Here is a 22,574-nt window from a genome sequence, read left to right on the forward strand (position 1 = left end):
ACGGGGTTAACCGCCCTGCCGCCAATACTCCGCCACCCGGCGGCGCAGGTGTTCGATACCCTGCGGATGGTGAATAAACTGCTCCACCGGCATCATCCGCCAACGCTGCCCCTCGTCGCCGAAACGTATGGCGGCGATCTGCACCGGAGTGATCATCCCGGCCATGAACCAGGTCGGCGGATAGCCGGGCAAAATGCCGTCGTAGCGCCGCCGCCAGACAACCTGACGTTCGGCGATCGCCACGCCGAACTCTTCCTGCGTCTCCCGCTGCACGCATTGCAGCGGCGTTTCGCCGTTTTCCCGCCCGCCGCCGGGCAGATCCCACAGGCCGGGCCACGGAATGCCCGGTTTATCGTCCCGTTGGTAAACCAGCAGGAAACCATCGCACAGCAGCGCGATCTTGGCCCCGCCAAACGCCTCGTCCGTCATGATTTTTTCGCTCCCTGCCCATTGCCTTTGACTGAACATCATACTTCATCCCCGCGCGGCCTGGTGTATAGTGAAAATCCGTTTTCACAACAGGCGAACAATAACGATGAACTCTCCGTTTCTGGTGACCCCTCAATGGCTTGCGCAACATATCAACGATGAAAATCTGGTGGTGATCGACGTCCGGATGTCGCCGGTGGGGCTAACGCCGAAAAAGGACATGCTTGCCGAGTTCGAACGCGGCCATATCCCCGGCGCGGTCTATTTCGACATCGACGAAGTGGCGGACAAAAATACCGCGCTGCCGCACATGTTGCCGACGGCGGCGGAGTTTGGCGCGGCGGTGGGCAAGCTGGGCATCAGCGAGCGCGATACCCTGGTGATTTACGATGAGGGTAACCAGTTCTCCGCGCCGCGCGGCTGGTGGACCTTCCGCAATTTCGGCGCCCAGCATGTTTACGTACTGGACGAAGGGCTGAACGGCTGGACGGCGCAGGGCCAGGCGCTGGCAACCGGCCCGGCGCAGCCTGAACCGCAGGCGTTCAACGCCCGGTTCAACGCCGACGCGGTGGTGGATATGCGGCAAGTGGAACAGGCGTTAGGCACGCCGGTGCAAATTCTCGACGCGCGCGCCGCGCCGCGCTTTTATGCCGAAGCGCCGGAGCCGCGCCCCGGCCTGCACCGCGGCCACATTCCCGGCAGCATCAACATTCCGTACGGCGAGCTGCTGGAAAACGGCCGCTTCAAATCGCTGGAGGCGCTGCGCCAAACCTTCAGCGACAAGGGCGTGGATATCAACGGCCCGATCATCACCAGCTGCGGCTCCGGCGTGACGGCGGCGGTGCTGGCGTTCGGCCTGCTGTCGCTCGGCGCCCCGCAGGTCAAGCTGTATGACGGCGCCTGGAGCGAATGGGGCCAGCTGAGCGGCAAACAGCCCATCGCCAAAGATTAGGTTTCGATCCGCTCGACCACGATCTGCGCCAGCCGCTGCACGGCCGCCGAGGGCTGATCCTCGGCGCGGTGCAGCACCACGCCGAGCTGGCCGAGAACGGGCAGCAGTTCGGGCGCCAACGGTGACAGGCCGGGCGGCAAACCCGCCGCCGTGCGCACCGTGACGCCCAACCCGGCGCTCACCGCCGCCCAAACGCCGTTCAGGCTGCGGCTGGTAAAGGCGATGCGCCAGGGAATGCCGGCGCGATCCAGCGCCTGCGTCGCCGCGCTGCGCATCAGACAGGGTGCGTCGAACATCACCAACGGCAACGGCTCATCCCCTTCTCGCCACGGCGCCAGCGCGAAGCCTGGCGACGCAATCCAGTGCAACTGCCGCTGCCCCAGCGCCTGATGAAACGGCGTGCTCAGACCGCCATCCCACGCCAGCGACAGATCCAGCTGGCCTTTCAGCACCCAGTCGATCAGCTCGGCATTGCGGGCGATGCGCGCCTCGATGCGCACCTTCGGATTGGCACGCGCAAAGCTGCCCAACACCTGCGGCAGAAACGTCTCGCCGAAATCCTCCTGCAGCCCCAGCCGCACCGTGCCCTGCAGATCCAACCCGCGCACCGCGGCGGCGGCTTCGTCATTAAGCTCCAGCAGGCGGCGCGCGTAACCGAGCAGGGTTTCCCCCGCCTCGGTCATCACCATGCCGCGTCCGGCCTTGCGCAGGATCGGCGCGCCGACCTGCTGCTCCAGCTTTTTCAGGTGAGCGCTGACCGCCGACGTCGAACGCCCCAGCCGTTCCGCCGCCTTGGCGAAGCTGCCCAGCTCGACGCCGGTGACGAAGCTGCGCAAATCCTCGAGATCGAACGTGATTCGCCCCATGCTGACCATCCTGATTTTCTGAACCATCAATCAAAATAATACCGATTTTACTGATAAAGATGGCGTGTCACGCTCTCCCGGTCAATGTCTTTGCGGAGAATCCTTATGCTCGCGATGCAATACCGTTTCACCCTGCCCGCCGATTACGACATGGCGATCGTCCGCCGCCGCATCGCCGATTTCGGCCATCGGCTCGACGCCTGCCCGCAGCTGATCGTCAAAGCCTATCTGTACGCGCAGCGCAGCGAAGGCAGCGCCACCGCGAGGCGAGCACGCCACCAACCGGTTGTCAGACAAGCGCCATTTGATGGAGAAAAAAGATGACTGCAGCTGTCAGCATTGGATAAATGTTCCTGAAAAATGGTTTTTAGGTTAAAAAACACATCGAAACTGGCATTTTCATACATTATGTATCGTTAGTTCACGCCAGCCGCGGATAGGTCACGCTGCGTTTCATGGTTAGAAACCCCAAAAAGTCGATTGACCTTCTTAATTATCAAGAATGCTATGCTGACCTAATTTATAAGTTTTAATACACTTTTTGAGTCGACCTGTAATGCTCAGGTTGTGCCATCTCTGACAAGGCCTACATAAGGTGATAACAATAGTTATTTATCTTAAATTCAGTTCCTCTATTAAAGGCAGGAGGTACTATGGAGAACGAAAAGTCAGTTTTAATACAACGCATTCTCTTTTCTTATAAAAATGAGAATGGCACCGAAATTAGTTGCCAGTCAGATATTGTTGCAACAAAAGAACAAGCACTAGACTATTTCTTCAAGGCTTTTGAAGGTGCCGATGTTTCAATTATAGATGTATCTAATGACAAACAATGGCAACAGCACTCACATGAACATTAATTAATTGGAGGTATTATGATTTCTCAAAACGTCTGGGCACCGCCAGGTGCCTTTGGACCCTGGGTTAATCTTGAAAGTCATATTGGTGATATAGCATACACTGTTTACTTTGAGTCTATCTCTCAACTTGAAGGTCCCTTTGTGGCATTTATTTGGTATGCGCCAAACGGCCCTAAAACAGTGACGGTTATTGGCCCTGCATCGTTTCAAATTGCATGTCGAGGCGCTGGGCAAGATAAAATCAAATTTAAGAGCATTAGCGGGACGGGACAAGGTGTTCACGTTTATACTAATTTAGCTTGATACCATAAAGCAACCTTATTATAAATAAGGTTGCTATTCTATACCTTATTGGTCGTAAGCACTGAGTATGTCGATAGCGAGTTCTTTGTTGGTGACAGACTGATAATATCCGTTGCCAACATCTATTTTAGAATGAATTCTTACAGGAGATGTTACTGGTGTTTCGTTAAAATAAACGGAAACATCCTTACCCTCGTTGCTGTTTATCAAATTGTTTAACTTTTTCTTACACTGGTCATTGTCACTTAAATTTATAATCACACCGGTTTGATTAGTCTTTTTATTATCTTGTAACTTTGCTGTTGCGACACATTTATGACTTAGGGTAAAACTATCCTGCCCAACTACATACTTTAGCTGATCTTTTTCTTTGTAACTTGAGCAGCCTAATAATAACAATGCAGGTACGCTTAACAATAAGGACTTCGTCTTAAATCTTTTCATATCAACTCCTTTTGTGGGGGCTTAGCCTTAGAATAAGCTACAATCGTATTGTAGTACGTTAATAAGTTCGATGCATCTCAATGTTCTCCTTATAACCTACATAAATCAACATACGGTCATCTGACATATTTTATAAATGTGCTTACATCCACCCTCCGCACTGAGCCAGAAATTATCAAAATTCTATAAAGAATTATCTGCTGGTGCTGGCCGCCCCCTGCCTTTAATGATTAAAAAGCGAGCTACCGTCTACCCTGTGCATGTTGATTCAGGTACTGGCGACGTTTGGCCGCGCGTCAATCACTGGCTGACGCATTTCGATCGCCCTCATCTGGCCGAGGCCGCCTGGGCAACCTGTCAGGAACAGGCCACCATCCCCTACAGCGATCTGCCTGCGCTGCGTCGGCCATCTGTCCATCCCCTTTGACCACACTGCGCCGCGGGTTGACAGTCAAACTTGATATTGATAATCATTATCAACACTAAACATTCACTTGCGGCTCACGGGATGCGGGCCGCTCTCCGGGGTCAACCACCATGCCGTCATCACCGATCACACCTTACGCCACCACCTGCTGCATCGTGGGGGGCGGCCCCGCCGGGCTGATGCTCGGCTATCTGCTGGCGCGGGCGGGGATCGACGTGACGGTGCTGGAGAAGCACGCCGACTTTCTGCGTGATTTCCGCGGTGACACCATTCACCCGTCGACGCTGGAAGTCATGCATCAGCTGGGTCTGCTCGACGAACTGCTGACGTTGCCGCACCAACGCGCGGAATCCCTGCATGCCGAAGTCGCCGGCCGCGACATCAAGCTGGCGGATTTCAGCCGCCTGCCGACGCGCTGCAAATTTATCGCCTTTATGCCGCAGTGGGAGTTTCTCAACTTTTTGGCGCAGCAGGCCGCCGCCTTCCCCCATTTCAGGCTGCTCACCTCGACGCAGGTTCATAAGCTGCTGTATGACCGCGGCCAGGTATGCGGCGTGCTGGCCGACGCGCCGGAGGGCCCGATCCGCGTGCGCAGCCAGCTGGTGATCGGCACCGACGGCCGCAACTCGGTGGTGCGCGAGCAGGCGGCGCTCAGCAGCCGCTCCTTCGGCGCCCCGCGCGACGTCTTGTGGATGAAGCTCAGCAAGCAGCCGGGCGATCCGGCCTGGTCGATGGGCCACACCGGGCCGAAGCAAAACTTCATCATGATCGATCGCGGCGACTACTGGCAGTGCGGCTATTCGATCGACAAAGGCAGCTTCGACGCGATCCGCCGCAGCGGGCTGGAGAAATTTTTGCTGCACCTCGCCGAGGTGGCGCCATTCCAGGACGATCGCCTGCAGGAGATCGTCGAGTGGGATCAGGTAAAACTGCTGAGCATTCGCATCGATCGTCTGGATCGCTGGGCCAAACCGGGCGTGCTGTGCATCGGCGACGCCGCGCACGCCATGTCGCCGATCGGCGGCGTGGGCGTCAACCTGGCGATTCAGGACGCGGTGGCCGCCGCCAACGCCCTGATCCCGCCGCTGCGCCAGCATCGGCTGCAGCTGAAGCATCTGCTGAGCGTGCAGCGCCGGCGCGAATTTCCCACCCGGGCCATCCAGTTTTTGCAGATCAAAATGAGTCAGCGTAAGCCGGGTCAGCGCCGCACGGCGGGCGGCTCACGCCTGATCGCCCGCGTCGGCAACAGCCGCTGGCTGCCTCGCCTGTTCGGCCGCATCATCGGCCTGGGCTTTCGCCGCGAAACGCCGCGGCATCTGTCCAACGAAACCTGCCCGCCGGAATAACATTGGTGATTTTTTCATCGCGCCGTATAATGATTGAATCGAACGATTTAATTAACTGGAGCGATTAAATGTACGCACTCACCGCGAACGAGGCCAAAACCCAATTCGGCGATTTGCTGCTCAAGGCGCAGCGTGAACCGGTGCAAATCAATCGCAACGGCAAACCGGTCGCCGTCGTCATGTCGGTAGAAGACTACCAGGCGCTGGAAGATCTCAAATTACGCGCGCTGCAGCAAAAAATCGCGCAGGCTACCGCCGAGGAAGACGCCGGTAAGGCGGTAGACGGCGATGCCTTCTTCAACCGTCTGCTCACCGATGAAACCGACTGAGATGCCCGCGTTTCGCCTCACCCCGCAGGCGCAACAAGATCTGCTGGCTATTCGCCATTTCACCGTCGAGCACTGGGGCCAAGCGCAATCTCGCCGCTATCTTGAGCAGTTGAGAGAGGTCATGCATCATCTGGCGGATATGCCGGAAGCGGGTAAGGCCCACTTTCACGATCTGGGCGAAGCGATACGCAGTTTTCCTTACGCCAGCCATAGGATCTATTACCGCAGCCGCCCTGCCGGCATCACCGTTCTTGCCATTCTGCATCAGGCGATGGTGCCCCACCGGCATCTGGAACAACGGCTGTAATTTTTCTTACTCAAAGGGGCACTCATGTTCACCGTCCGTCAGGCATTGCTGGAAGATTTAACCCTGGTGCGCGATATCGGCATCCGCACCTATCGCGCCCACTTCGGTGAGCTGTGGCGCTACCCGCACGAGCTGGAGGCCTTTCTGGCGGAGGATTTTTCCGTCTCCGCCCTGGAACAGACGCTGCGCCAGCCCGACGTGTGCTGGCTGTTGGCCTATGAGAATGACGCCCTGGTCGGCTATGCGCGGGTGAACTTCGACAGCCTGCTGGCACCAACCGAACAAATCGGCGCAGAGCTGCAGAAAATCTATTTCCTGCCGGGCCATGCCGGCAACGGCTATGGCCAGCGCCTGTACGAACAGGTGCAGCAGCGGGCCATCGAGCGCCAGCAGAAGACGCTGTGGCTGGAGGTGCTGCAACGCAACACCGGCGCCCAACGTTTTTATCAGCGTCAGGGATTGAGCATGTGTGGCGAGACCTGCTACACCAGCGCCCAGGGCTCGATAGGCATCTGGTATATGAGCAAGGCGCTGTAACCGCGCCCCGCTCCGCCTTCGTTAGCGCGGCTCCCGCTGCAACATCAGGAACAGCAAGGCAAACGCATTGGGCGCCAGGTAGATCAGCGCCCCCAGCTGCACCGCCAACGGATCCTTCTTGGCCTGCCAGGCCATGAACCAGTCGCCGGCGACCACCATAAAGCCGACGCCCCACACCGCGATCGCGCAAAGCGCTCCCAACATCGCCCAGGCTTTGCCCTTGGCGAAGGCGGTGTAAGGGCCTTTCAATCGCCCGATCATCAGCACCACGCCCGCGGCCGCGAATAGGCCGGCCAGCGTTTCCAGCGTGGTGATGACCGCCAACCCCAACATGCAGGCCCAGTCGGCGCTGATCGCGCGCCACATCAGCCCCGGCGTTTGATAGGTATCCTGCATGGCAAGCGGCGGCCCGACCGCATTGCGCGCGGTGCCGGCGAAATCCGCCGTATTGTTCAACAGGCTGAACAGCCCCCACAGGGCCGGAAACAGAGACAGGACGATGCAACCAAGGCGTGACACAGTGATTTCGTTCATGATGATGTTAGCTATCCATGGCAAGGGATTAATAAAGAACGTCTTTTAGATTAATCCATAACATCAGCAAGGAAAAACAACGGCACGACTTTCAGACATGCGGCTCCCATTTTTTCGTTCAAATCGCCACCAGCCCACGTACGCCGTCCTGTTCCATAGCGCTGCCGGCGCCACGCTGCACGATGCTGCCGCGCGACATCACCAGATAGCTGTCCGCCAGATCGGCGGCGAAGTCATAGAACTGCTCCACCAGCAGGATCGCCATATCGCCGCGCGCCGCCAGCTGTTTGACCACTGCGCCGATCTCCTTGATCACCGAAGGCTGGATCCCTTCCGTCGGTTCGTCGAGAATCAACAGCTGCGGCCGGCAGGCCAGCGCCCGGCCGATCGCCAGCTGCTGTTGCTGCCCGCCGGAGAGATCGCCGCCGCGCCGATCCTTCATTTGCCGCAGCACCGGAAACAGGTCATAGATCGGATCCGGCACCGCGCGCGCGTCGGCGCCGGAAAAACGCGCCAGCCCCATCAGCAGATTTTCCTCCACCGTCAGGCGCGGAAAAATCTCCCGCCCCTGCGGCACATAGGCGATGCCCGCCTGCACCCGCTGATGCGGCTTTTTACCGGTGATGGTTTCGCCCTGCCAACGGACGCTGCCGCTGCGCGCCGGGATCAGCCCCATCAGGCATTTCAGCAGCGTGGTCTTGCCCACGCCGTTGCGCCCCAGCAGGCAGGTCACCTCGCCGATGCGCGCCTCGAACGACAGGCCGCGCAGAATGTGGCTGCCGCCGTAATACTGATTCAATTCTTCTACCTGCAGCATGATTACGCCTCCTCAGCGCCCCAGATATACCTCAATCACCCGTTCATCTGCCTGCACCTGCGCCAGCGATCCTTCCGCCAGCACCTGCCCCTGATGCAGCACCGTCACGCGATCGGCAATGGTTTCCACAAACCCCATGTCGTGCTCCACCACCATCAGCGAATGCTTGCCCGCCAGCTCGCGGAACAGTTCGGCGGTGTAGTCGGTTTCGGCGTCGGTCATGCCGGCCGCCGGTTCGTCCAGCAGCAGCAGGTGCGGCTCCTGCACCAGCAGCATGCCGATCTCAAGAAACTGTTTCTGCCCGTGGGACAGCAACCCGGCGGGCCGGTGGCGTTCATGCCCCAGCCGCAGGGTCTTCAGCATCTCGTCGATGCGGTCGCGCTGCTCGCTGCTCAGGCGGGCGCGCAGGCAGGCCCACACCGACTTGCGGGTTTTCTGGGCGATCTCCAGATTTTCGAACACCGTCAGCGCCTCGAACACCGTCGGTTTTTGAAACTTGCGGCCAATGCCGGCGTGGGCGATCTGCATCGGCGCCAGCCGGGTCAGATCGACGGTCTGATCGTAAAACACCCTGCCGCTGTCCGGCCGGGTTTTGCCGGTGATCACATCCATCAGCGTGGTCTTGCCGGCGCCGTTGGGGCCGATCACGCAGCGCAGTTCGCCGACGCCAATGCGCAGCGACAGATCGGTCAGCGCGCGAAAACCGTCGAAGCTGACGTTGACGTTGTCGAGCTGCAACACCGGATCGGTTTGCTGCCGGTATTTGTCCGCCGGCAGCGGATGGGTAAACAGTTCGTCGGTCACTTGCATCGCCTTCATAAGCTTTTCCTCCGCCGCAGCAGGCCGATCACCCCTTTAGGGAGAAACAGCGTGACGACGATAAACATCAGGCCGAGGAAAAACTGCCAGTATTCGGGAATGGCCATGGTGAACCAGCTCTTGGCGCCGTTGACGATGCCGGCGCCGAGCAGCGGCCCCACCAGCGTGCCGCGCCCGCCGAGCGCCACCCAGATGGCGGCCTCGATCGAGTTGGTCGGCGACATTTCGCCGGGGTTGATGATGCCGACCTGCGGCACATAGAGCGCGCCGGCCAGCCCGCACAGCACCGCCGACAGCGTCCAGACGAACAGCTTGAAGCCCTTCGGATCGTAGCCGCAGAAGGTCAGGCGGTTTTCCGCATCGCGCACTGCGGTCAGCACCCGGCCGAACTTGCTGCGCGCCAGGGCAAAGCCGATGGCCAGGCTGGCGGCCAGCAGCAGCACCGTCGCCAGGAACAGCGCCACCCGCGTGCCGGCGGCGGTGATGGGAAAGCCGAGCAGCGTGGTGAAACCGGTAAAGCCGTTATTGCCGCCGAAGCCGGTCTCGTTGCGAAAGAACAGCAGCATGCCGGCATAGGTCAGCGCCTGGGTCATGATCGAGAAATACACCCCTTTGATTTTCGAGCGAAAGGCGAAATAGCCGAACAGAAAGGCCAGCAGGCCCGGCACCAGCACGATCAGGCACAGCGCCCAGGCGAAATGCTGGGTGCCGCTCCAGAACCACGGCAGCTCATTCCAGGAGAGGAATGCCATAAACGCCGGCAGCCCGTCGCCCGCCGCCTGCCGCATCAGGTACATGCCCATGGCGTAGCCGCCGAGCGCGAAGAACAGCCCGTGGCCGAGCGACAGCAGCCCGGCATAGCCCCACACCAGATCGAGCGCCACCGCCACCACCGCGTAGCACAGGATCTTGCCCGCCAGCGTCAGGGTATAGGTGGACACCGCCAGCGGATGATCCGCCGGCAACAGCGTCATGAACGGCATCACCAGCAGCGCCAGCAACGCCAACCCGCCGATGCTCAACGCCAGCCGGGGCGCTTTCTGCACGCCGGTTACGGTCAATGGTTGGCTCATCAGTCAATCACCCTGCCCTTAAGGGCGAACAGCCCCTGCGGACGCTTTTGAATAAACAGAACGATCAGCACCAGGATCAGGATCTTGCCCAGCACGGCGCCGATCTGCGGTTCGAGGATCTTATTGACGATGCCGAGGCCAAAGGCCGCCGCCACCGTCCCCGCCAGCTGGCCGACGCCACCGAGCACCACCACCAGGAACGAATCGATGATGTAACCTTGCCCCAGCTCCGGCCCGACGTTGCCCAGCTGCGACAGCGCCACCCCGCCGAGCCCGGCGATGCCGGATCCCAGCCCGAAGGCCAGCATGTCCACCCGGCCGGTAGGCACGCCGCAGCAGGCCGCCATCGCGCGGTTTTGCGTCACCGCGCGCACGTTCATGCCGAGCCGGGTCTTGTTCAGCAGCAGCCAGGTCAACGCCAGCACCAGCAGCACGAACGCGATCACCGCGATGCGGTTCCACGGCAACACCAGGTTCGGCAACAGCTGCACGCCGCCCGACAGCCACGCCGGGTTGGCGACCTCGACGTTCTGCGCGCCGAACAGCACCCGCACCAGCTGGATCAGTACCAGGCTGATGCCCCAGGTAGCCAGCAGGGTTTCCAGCGGCCGGCCGTACAGGTGGCGGATCACCGTGCGCTCCAGCGCCATGCCGATCCCGGCGGTGATGGCGAACGCCACCGGCAGCGCCGCCAACGGATAGAGCGCCAGCCACTGCGGCGCAAACTGTTGAAACAGCCCCTGCACCAGATAGGCCGAATAGGCGCCGAGCATCAGCATTTCGCCGTGCGCCATATTGATGACGCCGAGCAGGCCGTAGGTGATCGCCAGACCAAGCGCCGCCAACAGCAGGATCGAACCGAGCGACAGGCCGCTGAACGCCTGGCCGAGCAGATCGCCGATCATCAGGCGATGCTGCACGCGCTGCAGGCTGCGTTGCGCCTCGGCGCGCACCGCGGCGTCCGGCTCATTGGCCGCGTCGGTCAACGCCTGCAGCCGCGCGCGGGTTTCCGGCTCGCCCGATTCCCCCAGCAGCCGCACCGCATTGAAGCGCACCTGCGGGCTGGCGTCAGTCAATTGCAGGTTGGCCAGCGCAATGCTCAGCGCATCGCGTACCTGCGGGTCTTTCTCCTGCGCCAGCCGCCGGGTCAACAGCGGCAACTGCTCGCCCTGCGCCTCGCGCTGCAGCGCGGTCGCCGCCTGCAGCCGCACCGCCGCGTCCGCGCTGACCAACCGCTGCGCCGACAACGCGTTGGCGATCAGAATGCGCAGCCGGTTGTTCAGCCACACCTTCTTCGGTTCGCCAACCGGGGCCGCCTCACCTTCAAGCGGCAGATAGCTATCGCCCTGGCGGATAAAGGCGCGCTTCGCTTCGTCGATCGCCACGGTTTCCTGCTGCAGCCCCTGCAGCAACGGCAGGCGCGCGGGATCCGGCTCGGCCGCCCACGCCTGCAGCAGTTTGGCCTGCTGCGCGCGAGTGGCCGCCGCGAACTCATCGGCCGGCCCGGCCTGCGCCAGCAGGGGCCAGGCGCACAGCAGCCACAGCCCGACGCGCAAAAAGGATAAAAACGGAGATTGCATCAGCTGCCTCTTCTGTTGGGCCGGCGGGCGTTGGGCCGCGCCGGCGCTGAGTGACGTTACTTGCCGCCTTTCACCGGGTAATCCGGTTTTTTGTCGTTACCGGCGATATAGGGGCTCCACGGCTGCGCGCGCACCGGCGCTTCGGTCTGCCACACCACGTTGAACTGGCCGTTGCCCTCGATCTCGCCGATCATCACCGGCTTGTGCAGGTGGTGGTTGGTCTTGTCCATGGTCAGCGTGAAGCCCGACGGCGCGGCGAAGGTTTGCCCGGCCATCGCCGCGCGCACCTTATCGACGTCGGTGGTGCCGGCCTTTTCCACCGCCTGCGCCCACATGTGCAGGCCGACGTAAGTGGCTTCCATCGGATCGTTGGTCACCGCAGTGGCGTAATTCGGCAGGTTGTGCGCCTTGGCGTAGGCTTTCCACTGGCTGACAAACTGTTTGTTGGTCGGGTTATCCAGCGATTCGAAGTAGTTCCAGGCCGCCAGGTTGCCCACCAGCGGTTTGGTGTCGATGCCGCGCAGCTCTTCCTCGCCGACCGAGAAGGCGATCACCGGCACGTCGGTGGCCTTGACGCCCTGGTTGGCGAGTTCTTTGTAGAACGGCACGTTGGAATCGCCGTTGATGGTGGAGATCACCGCGGTGTTGCCGCCGGCGGCGAACTTCTTGATGTTGGCGACGATGGTCTGGTAATCGCTGTAGCCGAACGGCGTATAGACCTCTTCGATATCCTTGTCCTGCACGCCTTTGCTGTGCAGGAAGGCGCGTAGGATCTTGTTGGTGGTGCGCGGATAGACGTAATCGGTGCCCAACAGGAAGAAGCGCTTGGCGCCGCCGCCGTCCTCGCTCAGCAGGTATTCCACCGCCGGGATCGCCTGCTGGTTCGGCGCCGCGCCGGTGTAGAAGACGTTCGGCGACATCTCTTCGCCTTCGTATTGCACCGGATAGAACAACAGTCCGTTCAGCTCCTCAAACACCGGCAGCACCGACTTGCGCGACACCGAGGTCCAGCAGCCGAACACCGCCGCCACCTTGTCCTGGCTCAGCAGCTGGCGCGCCTTTTCGGCGAACAGCGGCCAGTTGGAGGCCGGATCCACCACCACCGGCTCCAGCTTTTTGCCGAGCACCCCGCCTTTGGCGTTGATCTCGTCGATGGTCATCAGCGCCACATCCTTCAGCGGCGTCTCGGAAATCGCCATGGTGCCGGAAAGCGAACTCAGAATGCCGACCTTGATGGTGTCGGCGGCCTGCGCGCTCCAGGCCAGGCCCATGCCGATCGCGGCGGCGGACAGCGCAAAAGCTTTGATAAAACGACGACGTTGCATAGTTCAAACTCCCGATGTGTGTGAAATCAAAATCGTTACGCCGAGCGCGCAGGCTGCTGAGCCCGCGCCTGGTGCAACATGTGCAGCGTTATTTTTCGTACCTCTGCCTTGCTGACGGCGATGTGCTCGCCGAGCAGCGTTTGCGCCGCCCCGCTTTGCCGCTGCAGGATCGCCTGCAAAATGGCGGCGTGTTCGCGGTAGGTGGCGTCCACCCGCGCCTGCTGGGTGAAATCCAGCCGGCGAATGATGCGGATCTTTTCGGTCAGTTCGCGGTGAATGCGCGCCATTTCGCCGTTGCCCGCCGCGGCCACCAACGCCTGATGAAACTGCTCATCGTGCTGCGACACCGCCTTGCCGTCCGCCAGGCGCGGCGCTTCGGCCCAAAAACGGCTCAGCGCCGCCAGCGCGCCTGGCGTTTCCCCAGCCGGGCGTTCGCACAGCCGTTTCACCGCCTCTTGTTCCAGCACGATGCGCAGGTCGTACAGCTCTTCGAAGTAGGCGAAATCGAACGGCCGCACCTGCCAGCCGCTGCGAAACAACACCTCGACATAGCCTTCGCGCTCCAGCCGAAACAGCGCCTGGCGCACCGGCGTGCGGCTGGCCGCCATGCGCTGCGCCACCTCGCTTTCGCTGAAGCGATCGCCCGGCAGCAGGCGAAACTCGAAGATGTCGGCCTTGAGCTGCAGATAAATGCGCTCCGCCAGCCCCTCCGGGCGCGCCTTGTGCTCTCCGTTGGTGATTTGCATCATCGCTCCTCCGTTCAGACCGCCTTTTCCAGCCACAGCAGGGCGTCGCCCGGCCCGACCGGCCGCCCCTGCCGGCAACTGATGCGTTTAACGATCCCGGCGCGCGGCGCGGTGACCGCCAGCTCCATTTTCATCGCCTCGACCACGATCAGCGGCTGCCCGGCCGCCACCGCCTGCCCCGGTTCCACCAGGATCTTCCACACGCTGCCGTTCAGATCGGCGCTGACCAGATCGCCGTCGATGGCGTCTTCTTCCTCCGGCGGCAACAGCTGCGCCTCGGCCTCGTCGTCATCGCTGCGCCAGCGCGCCACTTCGGCGCTGAACGCCTGCTGCTGACGATGCTGGAAATCGGCGATCGCCCCGGCGTTGTCGGCCAGGAAACGGGTGTAGGCGGCGAAGTCGAACTCGCTCTCTTCGATGCGCACCTGCATGCGCCCTTCGCGGAACGCTTCGCGCTGCTCGTCCAGCTCTTGCTCGCTGACCGGGTAGAAGCGCACCTGATCGAAAAAGCGCAGCAGCCAGGGTTCACCAGCGGTGAACTGCGGATTTTTGAGGAATTTGTTCCAGATCGGCAGCGTGCGCCCCACCAGCTGGTAACCGCCCGGCGAGTCCATGCCGTAGATGCACATGTACATGCCGCCGATACCGACCGTCCCTTCGGCGGTGTGGGTGCGCGCCGGGTTGTATTTGGAGCTCAGCAGGCGATGGCGCGGATCGAGCGGCACCGCGCAGGGCGCGCCGAGGTACACGTCTCCCAGCCCGAGGATCAGGTAGCTGGCGTCGAACAGAATGTCGCGCACCTGCTCGCGTCGGCTCAGGCCGTTGATGCGCTGAATGAAATCGACGTTGTTCGGCAGCCAGGGCGCCGAGGCGCGCACCGTCTGCTGATAGCGATCCACCGCCCCCAGCGTGGCCGAATCCTCGAACGCCATCGGCAGCCAGACGATGCGCGTCGGCACCTTCAGCCGGCTGACGTCCTCTAGCCCCCGTTCGCGCGCCAGCAGGCGCTGCAACAGGTCGGCCTGGCTTATCTGCCGGCTGTCGTAGCGGATCTGCAGCGAACGCACGCCCGGCGCCAGCTCCGCCACGCCCGGGATCGCCTCCTGCCGCAGCGACTGCATCAGCAGATGAATGCGCAGGCGCAGCGCCAGATCGAGCACGTTGTCACCGTACTCCATCAGGATGTAGCCGTCCCCCGCCTGGCGATACGCCACCGCCGGGCGCCCCTCCGCCGCCGGCAGCGCCGCCAGCACCGCGGCGGAAACGCTGTCCGCCGGGGCCAGATCCGGCGGCGGCAGGGTGATGGCCTTCACCGCCGCCAGCGCTTCGATGCTGCCAAGCTGCGCCTGCTCCAGCGACTGCGCCTGCCGGAAGCCGATCGGATGGAACCGGATGCGGTCGCCCGGCTTCACCTGCCCCACTTTCCACAGTTCGGCCTTGGCAATGGTCACCGGGCAGACGAAGCCGCCGAGGCTCGGCCCGTCGCGGGTCAGGATCACCGGGAAGTCGCCGGTGAAGTTGATCGCGCCGATGGCGTACTCGCAGTCGTGCACGTTGGAAGGATGCAAACCGGCTTCGCCGCCGTCCTCCCGCGCCCACTCGGGCTTCGGCCCCGCCAGGCGCACGCCGAGGCGGTTGGAGTTGTAATGCACCTGCCAGTCGGTGGCGAAGAAGGCCTCTATCGATTCGGCGGTGAAAAAGTCCGGCGCGCCGTGCGGCCCGTACAGCACGCCGATGTGCCATTGATCGCCGTAGTGCGGGATCAGGCTGTCGTCCATCGCCTGCGGCGCGGCGATCGGCGCCGGCGTGGTGCTGGCCGCCAGCGCCGGTTGGGCGATCGCCAGCATGTCCGCCACGCGCAAGGTGCGCCCGGCGTGGCCGCCGAACTGCCCGAGCGCGAAGGTGGAGCGGCTGCCGAGGTACACCGGCACGTCGAAGCCGTTACGCACCGCCAGATAGGTGCGGCAGCCGTGCGTAGCGCGCCCCAGCGTCAGCACCTGCCCGGCCCGCACCGTAATCGGCCGCCAATACGCAACCGCCTCGCCGTCCAGATCGGCCGGGCAGCTGGCGCCCGTCAGCGCGATGGTGGCGTCGCAGTGAAAGCGCAGCGTCGGCCCCTGCAGGGTAAACTCCAGCCCGGCCGCCGCCGGGTGGTTGCCGACGATGCGGTTGGCCAGCCGAAACGCGAAGTCGTCCATCGGGCCGGACGGCGGCACGCCGATGTCCCAATAGCCGAGGCGGCCGGGATAATCCTGCACGCTGCTGTAGGTGCCGGGTTGCAGCACTTCGAGGCAGTGCGGCTGGAAACGCAAATCGTCCAGCAGGCGCGTCCAGACGTCGCCGCGCTGAAATTGCGGCGTGGCGATCACCTGCCGCAGATAGTCGAGGTTGGTGGCGATGCCGTGCAAACGGGTCGCCGCCAGCGCCACGCGCAGTTTTTCCAGCGCCTGCGCCCGGTCAGCGCCGTGCACGATCAGCTTGGCGATCATCGGGTCGTAAAACGCCGAAACTTCGCTGCCGGTCGCCACCCAGCCGTCGAGGCGCACGTCGTCAGGGAAATGCACCTCGGTCAGCACGCCGGGGCTGGGCTGGAAGTTTTTCAGCGGATCTTCGGCATAGAGGCGCACCTCGATCGCCGCGCCCTGCGGCGCGCGGCGCAATGCCGCCCAATCCAGCGCATCGCCCGCCGCCACCTGCAGCATGCATTCGATCAGATCCAGACCGGTGACCATCTCGGTGATCGGGTGCTCTACCTGTAAGCGGGTGTTCACTTCCAGGAAATAAAACTCGTCGCGCGCGGCGTCGTATATGAACTCCACCGTGCCGGCGCTGCGGTAATTCACCGACTCGCCCAGCGCCACCGCCGCCCGATGCAGCGCCTGGCGGGTCGCCGCCGGCAGATGCGGCGCCGGGGTTTCCTCCACCACCTTTTGGTTGCGGCGCTGCAGTGAACAGTCGCGCTCGCCGAGCGCCGCCACCTGCCCCTGGCCATCGCCGAAAATCTGCACCTCGACGTGGCGCGCCCGATCGACGAAGCGTTCGATAAAGGCGCCGGCGTCGCGGAAGAACTGCTCCCCCAGCCGTTTGACGCTGTCGTACGCGTCGCGCAGCGCCGCCTCGTCGTCACAGCGCGTCAGGCCGATGCCGCCACCGCCGGCGGTGCTTTTCAGCATCACCGGGTAGCCGATGCGCGCAGCGGCGGCGACCGCCTGCTCAACGTTCTCCAGCAAGCCGGTACCCGGCGTCATCGGCACCCCGGCCAACGCCGCCAGCTCGCGCGCCCGGTGCTTGAGGCCGAACTCGCGCATCTGCGCCGCCGTCGGGCCGATAAAGGCGATGCCGGCCGCCTCGCAGGCTTCGGCAAACTCGGCGCTCTCGGACAAAAAGCCGTAGCCGGGGTAGATCGCCTGCGCGCCGGTGGCGGCGGCGGCCGCAAGGATCTTGTCGATGCGCAGGTAGCTGTCTGCGGCCTTGTCGCCGCCGAGCGCCACCGCCCTGTCGGCTTCGGTGACGTGCGGCGCATTGCGGTCGGCGTCTGAATAGACCGCCACGCTGGTGACGCCCAGGCGTTTCAGGGTGCGAATGGCGCGGCAGGCAATTTCGCCGCGGTTAGCGATCAGTACGGTAGTAAACATGTTCATGCTCCCTTAACGCTGGCGAGATAGTCGCGCCAGCCGCCAAACTCAGTGATATCCGTAGCGCCTTCCAGCGCCCAGGCTTCGCAGATAAACCCCTTCACCCGCCGGCCGTCCGCCAGCAGAAGTGTGCCGATGCCCAATGGCGTCGGGATTTCCGCCACAAACTCGCCGAAACGGGCCAGCGGGATGTCCCACAGCTCTACGCGGATCGCCGCCCCCTGCGCCGCGCGCGCCAGCCCCGGCTTCGGCGGCTCGGTATCGGCCAGCGCGTACAGGCGGTAACAGGGAGCGGTAACGGTTTGCTCTACCCACACCGCGTCGCGCTGCGTCAGCTGGGCGTTGAGCGGCATGCCGCTAAGGTGAGCGCCTACTACCGCCAGACGCACGTGTCCCGAAGACGGGGCCAGCGCCGGCTGCGGCGGCAATGCCCGGCCGATAGCGCCGAGCGGCAAGGCGCTTTGCCGTTGCCAGCGCAGGCCAAACGCCGCCAGCGCCCGGTCATGCCAGGCGGGCGCAATCAGGGTGATGCCCGCCGGCAGGCCGTCTTCGCGCAGCGGCCCCGGCAGCGCCAGCGCGCTCAGATCGGCCAGGTTGGTGAAATTGGTGTAAGTGCCGAACTGCGAATTGAACAGCACCGGTTCCTGCGCCATCTCCGCCAGGGTGCGGATAGTGGGCGCGGTCGGCACCACCAGCGCGTCAAACGGCGCCAGCCGCTGGGCGATCTGCCGCGCCAGCTCGGCGCGCAGGTATTCCGCCTTGTAGGCGTCGCAGGCGCTGTAGCCGAGGCCGTTGCCAACGATGCCGCGCACCACCGGATCGATGGCCTGCGGGCTCGCTTCCAGCACCTGCTCAATCGCCACGGTGCGCTCCGCCACCCAAGGCCCGTAATACAGCTGTTCCGCCAGGGTGCGAAACGGCGCGAAATCGAGGGGTTCCAGCGTGGCGCCGCCCGCCTGCAGCTGCGCCAGCGCACGATGAAACGCCCGCTCGGCCTGCACGTCGCCGAAAAACTCCAGCTGGGCGGGAACGGCAAAACGCGGCGCGGCGGGGATATCCGCCGGCGCGGTATGCGGATCGGCACGAGAATACGGGTCTGCCGCGTCAAAGCCGCTCGCCAGCTCCGCCACCTGCGCGGCATCGGCCACCGTCAACGCGAAGACCGACACCGTATCGTTCAACCGGCAGGCCGGCACCACGCCGCGGTTGGACAACCGCCCTTTGGTCGGCTTCAGCCCGACGATGTTGTTGAACCCGGCAGGCACGCGCCCCGAACCGGCGGTATCGGTGCCCAGCGCGAACGGCACCAGGCCGCGCGCCACCACCGAAGCGGAGCCGGAGCTGGAACCGCCGCTGACGTAACGGCTGTCGAAGCTGTTGACCACCGCGCCATAAGGTGAGCGGGTGCCCACCAACCCGGTAGCGAACTGGTCGAGGTTGGTTTTACCGAGGGCGATCGCACCGGCGGCGCGCAGGTGGGCGACCACGGTGGCGTCCGCCGCGGCCTGATAGGTGAACGCCGGGCACGCGGCGCTGGTCGGCCAGCCGCCGACGTCGATATTGTCTTTGATGGCAAAGGGCACGCCGAACAGCGGCAGGCGGCTGAGATCGCCGGCGACCGCCTCAAGCCTCTGCGCGAGCTGCCGATACTGCTGCTCGCGCTGCGCCGGCGTGGCGAGATACAGCCAGGCGTTATCGTCCGGGTTCAGGCCGGCGACCAGCGTTTCGATCGTCGCACTGACGCAGGCAAGGCGCTCGCCCGCCGGACGGGTTTGATAATGGTGCTGCCATTCACTGAGGGTAAAACCGCACGCTTCAACAGGTTCGCTCATCGGCTGAATTCCATCTGGTACACAAGATGGGATCCAACAGAGCAACCGGCGTGCCAATTTTTAATCTCATGATTTCAATAAATTATAATTAAAACTTATGACAGCGGCGGCAAACGGGCTGCACCAGCGGTGCGCAGCGGGAGAACAAAAAGAGTGCAATGGCGGGATGACGCAGAGGAAAAAACGGGGCGGCGACACTCGCCGCCCCGGAAGGATGATATGGATAGGTCAGCCATCAGCCGCAAGTTCAGTACCTACCATGTGGTGAGCGCCACCCTTCTCCAGGTATTGGCCGCCGTGCAAACATAAAAGAATGCGGAGTCTGCCGACCATTGGCCTATTTTACCGGGCGCAACGGCCGAAGCGGGGACGGCAACTCTGACACCTACGGGATCTCCGTTCACGTTCGCTGAATCATAAATATTCAACACTTTTATGTGGCCAGAGGAGAATTGGTTATTCGGCCCACCAATAGGGTAAGCGCCGTTACCGGCAGGATAAACGCCATTGTCAGCGACCGTTAACTGCTTAGTGTACAACCCGCTCCATTTGAATGAGGGCTGTCCTAAGGCGGTCGCGATATCCTTCTGCGGCGAAAAATCAGCAGGGGAGATGGATACGCCGCTGCTGGTCGTATTGTTATTCGCGCCAAGCGTAAACTTAGGTGCAAAACTAATGAAAGAAGCCCCGTCCTGAGCCAACCTGACGCCCGGTTCAAACCCCTGAAGGTTATTACCTGGAGAAATACCGCCAAAGTAATGATAGTTGGTACTTCCCCCTCTGGCTGCATAGAACAGGTTATCGGAGTCGCCCTTGATGCCATGGAAAATCGCCGGATAAGCGCCATTACTGGCCCTGTCCGCCAAGGACCACGGAAGCTGCCTTGGAGCCATATCGGCGATTGCCGCGTTGGCGAATCTTGTCGTATTGCTCATCATGTTATCAAACACAAATGCCGCCGCAATGCCGTTTACCGGCTCTGCCGCCACATTGTAAGTGGTAGTACTCACGTTATAGAAACCGCCTCGACATTCAAAAGTGCTTCCATCACTCTGAAGAATGGTTTCACCTTCGCAAGTAAACTGCCCCAGGATGTTATCGGTGTTGGTCCGGGTGAGTTTGATCGCCGTTGCGCCGACGCCGCCGAACAGGTGGATATAGCAGAAACCGTTGTACCAGGTTGCTCTGTTGGCGTTTCCTCTCAGCTCCAGCCCCACGCCGGCATCCGTATTTGTGCCGCCATCGCCCGGATTGCCGGAAACTTTGATCTGACATTGAATTTCATGGAACCCCACGCCGTGGAAGGAGCTATCCCCGCCATTGCTTTCCATCAAGATGTTCGACAAGCCACGGTGGAACCGGCAAGAGTGAAAACTGACGAACTCGGTAAACGCACCGGCATAGCCGTTCAACAGATGTAGGTTCACAAAAAACTTCATAATCAGCAATCTTTCATGCCGCATGAAGCAGGAACCATTAATCCGATAGCCGGTGCCCGTATATAACGCGCCCTTGGCCGGCGTAATCGTCACGTCGCTGATATATCTGTTGGTATGGATCCCGGAACCGCCTTTCGACTCAAAACACGCATGATCATTAGACGTCGGCTTAAAGAAGAATTTTGTACTAATCCAATTTTCACCCTCTATCGCAATGCCTTTATCTCCGGTGTAGTTTTCCCCCCCTAAATTTAACGTATCCGTAATGTAATAGTTGCCGGCAGGCACATAGAGCTTCTTGCAGCCTTGGCTAATCGCATAAGCGATAGCCTGTTTAAACGCCTGCGTATCATCCGTACCAACGCCAGCGGTATCATTCCAATCACCCTTCGCGCCGAACATCTGCGGGGTAATGTGGGCCACGCCTTCATTCGGGAAGGAGTACTGAATGAGTTGATTGCCCGTCACCCCAGCAATCGTAGAAAGAATAGGTTTAAAAGCGCAATCCCAGGCGTTCTTGCCAATGAGGGTCGTTTCGTCAAATTCCCCGCCTAACTCCAGCGCCCGAGCAGGCGCAGCCAGTTTAATCACATTCCCTTCAATAATGGCGTTTTTCCCATTCAAGAAACGGATATAACCAAACCCAGAGTCCGTCACCCGATTGCCGGAAAACACCGTTCGGTCGCCATACAACTTGATCCATACCTGACTGGCGCCCCATCCGGAGTTGGTTATCTTATTGCCGGTCATCACGCAGCTATTAGCGAACAGGGCAACCTTGCAGTTATTGATAATATTGCCTGAAAGGGTCGCCTCCGTTGCGGCAATGCCATTGAAGGCCGACGTCGTGGAGGTACCACAGAAATTTAAAAAGTTATCTGCGATAACAGACTCCGTGACAGAAATATCATTGTTACCATGATAATCGATGCCATTCTCAACGGTATCCTCAACGTGATTCCCGATAATTCGGGAATTATTCGTAGGAATTTTGGTGGGGTTATTTACTAAGGAATAGTCTATCTGAATGCCGAACCTTTCGATCGTCTTGATGTAGTTATTAGAGATATTAATGTCACTGATTCCCCCCAGCGCGATGCCATAGCTGGTATTAACAATATGGTTATTGGCAACGGTCAGGTTAGTAAATGAATGAGGCGTGCCGGTCACCTCGTTATTGAGCGTCACCCCGCCCCCTCTTTGCGTGTGCCCTGCCCCTGCCGGTTTCGCAGGTTTGTGCCCATCGTGAATATGATTGTTCACGATTAAGATGTCATAAGCCTCTCTGTTCACACCCGTTTTAAGCAGGATCCCATCACCCTGGTGATTCGTCAGCTCGTTATTCTGGATCGTAATATGGCGGCCGCCACGAACCGCGATAGGTTCCTCTCCCAAATCTTTAAGTAAATTGTTCTCAAGGGTAACTGACGTACAGTCAGAAAGGCCCAAAGCATCAGTATGCATACTGATGACACAATTTCTCACGGTGAAGTTTTCACAACGGGTGAAAGCCATGCCGGTACACGCGCGTGTGGCATACCACCAAATAGGATCTGTATCTTTCTGAGTCACCTTTCTCGTAATCCTCAGATCTTCCACGATGAAATTCGACTGTTCAACGGTATTAAAAATGTTGATTTGAGGCGTATCGTCATCCAGGTGAATTTCACCACCGCCATAAATATGGCAGTTGCTGGGGATCTGCAGAGGCTGCCAAGCCGAACCCAACGTCAACCGATAGACATTCGCCATTCTGACCTGGCGTTTTTTCATCGATTTAGCGGCGTCAATCGCCACTTTAGCGAACATGGCGCTAACAGCATCTCGATCATCGGCCAGGCCATCGCCTACGGCGCCAAACTGTTCAGGGGTATATTCAGCGAATTCGCCGCCGTCATTGACCTGAGCTGCGGTATTTTTTGTGTTGAACTGCGGATCTTCTTTTGACATTTGAGCCATTGAATTACTCCTCTG

General features: G+C 61.0%; 20 protein-coding genes and 1 pseudogene. 8 read left to right on the forward strand and 13 right to left on the reverse strand.

Annotated elements, in window-relative coordinates; all coding sequences use genetic code 11:
* Window positions 1-6: 6 nt before the first annotated feature.
* Window positions 7-429, reverse strand: a complete 423-nt coding sequence (locus ACJ8OK_RS07180) for an NUDIX hydrolase (protein WP_004939419.1) — start codon at window positions 427-429, stop codon at window positions 7-9.
* A gap of 106 nt (window positions 430-535) precedes the next feature.
* Between ACJ8OK_RS07180 and sseA the strand changes: the two genes are divergently transcribed.
* Window positions 536-1,381 (forward strand): 3-mercaptopyruvate sulfurtransferase, encoded by an 846-nt coding sequence (sseA, locus tag ACJ8OK_RS07185; RefSeq protein WP_015377110.1) that lies wholly within the window; start codon window positions 536-538, stop codon window positions 1,379-1,381.
* On the opposite strand, the gene ACJ8OK_RS07190 is transcribed toward sseA, so the two are convergent.
* Entirely contained in the window at window positions 1,378-2,247 is an 870-nt protein-coding gene (locus ACJ8OK_RS07190; RefSeq protein ID WP_015377109.1) for a LysR substrate-binding domain-containing protein, read from the reverse strand. The genes sseA and ACJ8OK_RS07190 overlap by 4 nt on opposite strands.
* Window positions 2,248-2,352: 105 nt before the next feature.
* Between ACJ8OK_RS07190 and ACJ8OK_RS07195 the strand changes: the two are divergent.
* The 3 genes and pseudogenes from ACJ8OK_RS07195 to ACJ8OK_RS07205 form a co-directional block, all read left to right on the forward strand.
* Window positions 2,353-2,502: pseudogene (locus tag ACJ8OK_RS07195) on the forward strand (DUF4865 family protein); the annotation flags it as partial.
* A gap of 398 nt (window positions 2,503-2,900) precedes the next feature.
* The gene (locus ACJ8OK_RS07200; RefSeq protein WP_126191985.1) at window positions 2,901-3,107 is read left to right on the forward strand and encodes a hypothetical protein; all 207 of its coding nucleotides are present in this window, start codon (window positions 2,901-2,903) and stop codon (window positions 3,105-3,107) included.
* A gap of 15 nt (window positions 3,108-3,122) precedes the next feature.
* Window positions 3,123-3,410 (forward strand): colicin Z C-terminal domain-related protein, encoded by a 288-nt coding sequence (locus ACJ8OK_RS07205; protein WP_072269807.1) that lies wholly within the window; start codon window positions 3,123-3,125, stop codon window positions 3,408-3,410.
* A 45-nt stretch (window positions 3,411-3,455) separates the two neighbouring features.
* On the opposite strand, the gene ACJ8OK_RS07210 is transcribed toward ACJ8OK_RS07205, so the two are convergent.
* Window positions 3,456-3,854 carry a hypothetical protein gene (locus tag ACJ8OK_RS07210; RefSeq protein ID WP_049203899.1) on the reverse strand — a complete coding sequence of 133 codons (399 nt, stop codon included), beginning with the start codon at window positions 3,852-3,854 and terminating at the stop codon, window positions 3,456-3,458.
* A gap of 537 nt (window positions 3,855-4,391) precedes the next feature.
* On the opposite strand from ACJ8OK_RS07210, the gene ACJ8OK_RS07215 reads away from it, so the two are divergent.
* From ACJ8OK_RS07215 to ACJ8OK_RS07230, 4 genes are all read left to right on the forward strand, one after another.
* Window positions 4,392-5,627: an FAD-dependent oxidoreductase gene (locus tag ACJ8OK_RS07215; protein ID WP_442530478.1), complete on the forward strand. Its 1,236-nt coding sequence runs from the start codon at window positions 4,392-4,394 to the stop codon at window positions 5,625-5,627.
* Window positions 5,628-5,695: 68 nt separating this feature from the next.
* Window positions 5,696-5,956: a type II toxin-antitoxin system Phd/YefM family antitoxin gene (locus ACJ8OK_RS07220; RefSeq protein WP_015377106.1), complete on the forward strand. Its 261-nt coding sequence runs from the start codon at window positions 5,696-5,698 to the stop codon at window positions 5,954-5,956.
* Window positions 5,916-6,263: a type II toxin-antitoxin system RelE/ParE family toxin gene (locus ACJ8OK_RS07225; protein ID WP_060558924.1), complete on the forward strand. Its 348-nt coding sequence runs from the start codon at window positions 5,916-5,918 to the stop codon at window positions 6,261-6,263. Before ACJ8OK_RS07220 ends, ACJ8OK_RS07225 begins: the two co-directional genes overlap by 41 nt.
* A 24-nt stretch (window positions 6,264-6,287) precedes the next feature.
* Window positions 6,288-6,800, forward strand: coding sequence for a GNAT family N-acetyltransferase (locus ACJ8OK_RS07230; protein ID WP_166729710.1), 513 nt, complete (start codon window positions 6,288-6,290; stop codon window positions 6,798-6,800).
* 21 nt (window positions 6,801-6,821) lie between these two features.
* On the opposite strand, the gene ACJ8OK_RS07235 is transcribed toward ACJ8OK_RS07230, so the two are convergent.
* The 10 genes from ACJ8OK_RS07235 to ACJ8OK_RS07280 form a co-directional block, all read right to left on the reverse strand.
* The gene (locus ACJ8OK_RS07235) at window positions 6,822-7,334 is read right to left on the reverse strand and encodes a DUF2165 family protein (RefSeq protein WP_442530479.1); all 513 of its coding nucleotides are present in this window, start codon (window positions 7,332-7,334) and stop codon (window positions 6,822-6,824) included.
* A 118-nt stretch (window positions 7,335-7,452) separates the two neighbouring features.
* Entirely contained in the window at window positions 7,453-8,151 is a 699-nt protein-coding gene (gene urtE, locus ACJ8OK_RS07240) for an urea ABC transporter ATP-binding subunit UrtE (RefSeq protein ID WP_277497043.1), read from the reverse strand.
* Between the two features lie 12 nt (window positions 8,152-8,163).
* Window positions 8,164-8,970: an urea ABC transporter ATP-binding protein UrtD gene (urtD, locus tag ACJ8OK_RS07245; RefSeq protein WP_015377102.1), complete on the reverse strand. Its 807-nt coding sequence runs from the start codon at window positions 8,968-8,970 to the stop codon at window positions 8,164-8,166.
* A complete protein-coding gene (gene urtC / locus ACJ8OK_RS07250) occupies window positions 8,967-10,043 on the reverse strand; it encodes an urea ABC transporter permease subunit UrtC (RefSeq protein WP_033633793.1) in 1,077 nt (358 codons plus the stop codon). Before urtC ends, urtD begins: the two co-directional genes overlap by 4 nt.
* The gene (urtB, locus tag ACJ8OK_RS07255; RefSeq protein WP_442530480.1) at window positions 10,043-11,623 is read right to left on the reverse strand and encodes an urea ABC transporter permease subunit UrtB; all 1,581 of its coding nucleotides are present in this window, start codon (window positions 11,621-11,623) and stop codon (window positions 10,043-10,045) included. Before urtB ends, urtC begins: the two co-directional genes overlap by 1 nt.
* Before the next feature lie 56 nt (window positions 11,624-11,679).
* Window positions 11,680-12,948, reverse strand: a complete 1,269-nt coding sequence (urtA, locus tag ACJ8OK_RS07260) for an urea ABC transporter substrate-binding protein (RefSeq protein WP_033640971.1) — start codon at window positions 12,946-12,948, stop codon at window positions 11,680-11,682.
* Between the two features lie 35 nt (window positions 12,949-12,983).
* Window positions 12,984-13,694 carry a GntR family transcriptional regulator gene (locus tag ACJ8OK_RS07265; protein ID WP_033634128.1) on the reverse strand — a complete coding sequence of 237 codons (711 nt, stop codon included), beginning with the start codon at window positions 13,692-13,694 and terminating at the stop codon, window positions 12,984-12,986.
* A gap of 14 nt (window positions 13,695-13,708) precedes the next feature.
* On the reverse strand, window positions 13,709-17,329 hold the full coding sequence (gene uca / locus ACJ8OK_RS07270) for an urea carboxylase (protein WP_442530481.1): 3,621 nt from the start codon (window positions 17,327-17,329) through the stop codon (window positions 13,709-13,711).
* 2 nt (window positions 17,330-17,331) lie between these two features.
* Window positions 17,332-19,161 carry an allophanate hydrolase gene (atzF, locus tag ACJ8OK_RS07275; RefSeq protein ID WP_060558912.1) on the reverse strand — a complete coding sequence of 610 codons (1,830 nt, stop codon included), beginning with the start codon at window positions 19,159-19,161 and terminating at the stop codon, window positions 17,332-17,334.
* A gap of 254 nt (window positions 19,162-19,415) precedes the next feature.
* Window positions 19,416-22,559 (reverse strand): right-handed parallel beta-helix repeat-containing protein, encoded by a 3,144-nt coding sequence (locus tag ACJ8OK_RS07280; RefSeq protein WP_103686885.1) that lies wholly within the window; start codon window positions 22,557-22,559, stop codon window positions 19,416-19,418.
* Window positions 22,560-22,574: the final 15 nt, after the last annotated feature.

The organism is Serratia sp. CY71090, from assembly GCF_052166845.1.
Taxonomy (GTDB): Bacteria; Pseudomonadota; Gammaproteobacteria; order Enterobacterales; family Enterobacteriaceae; genus Serratia; species Serratia nematodiphila.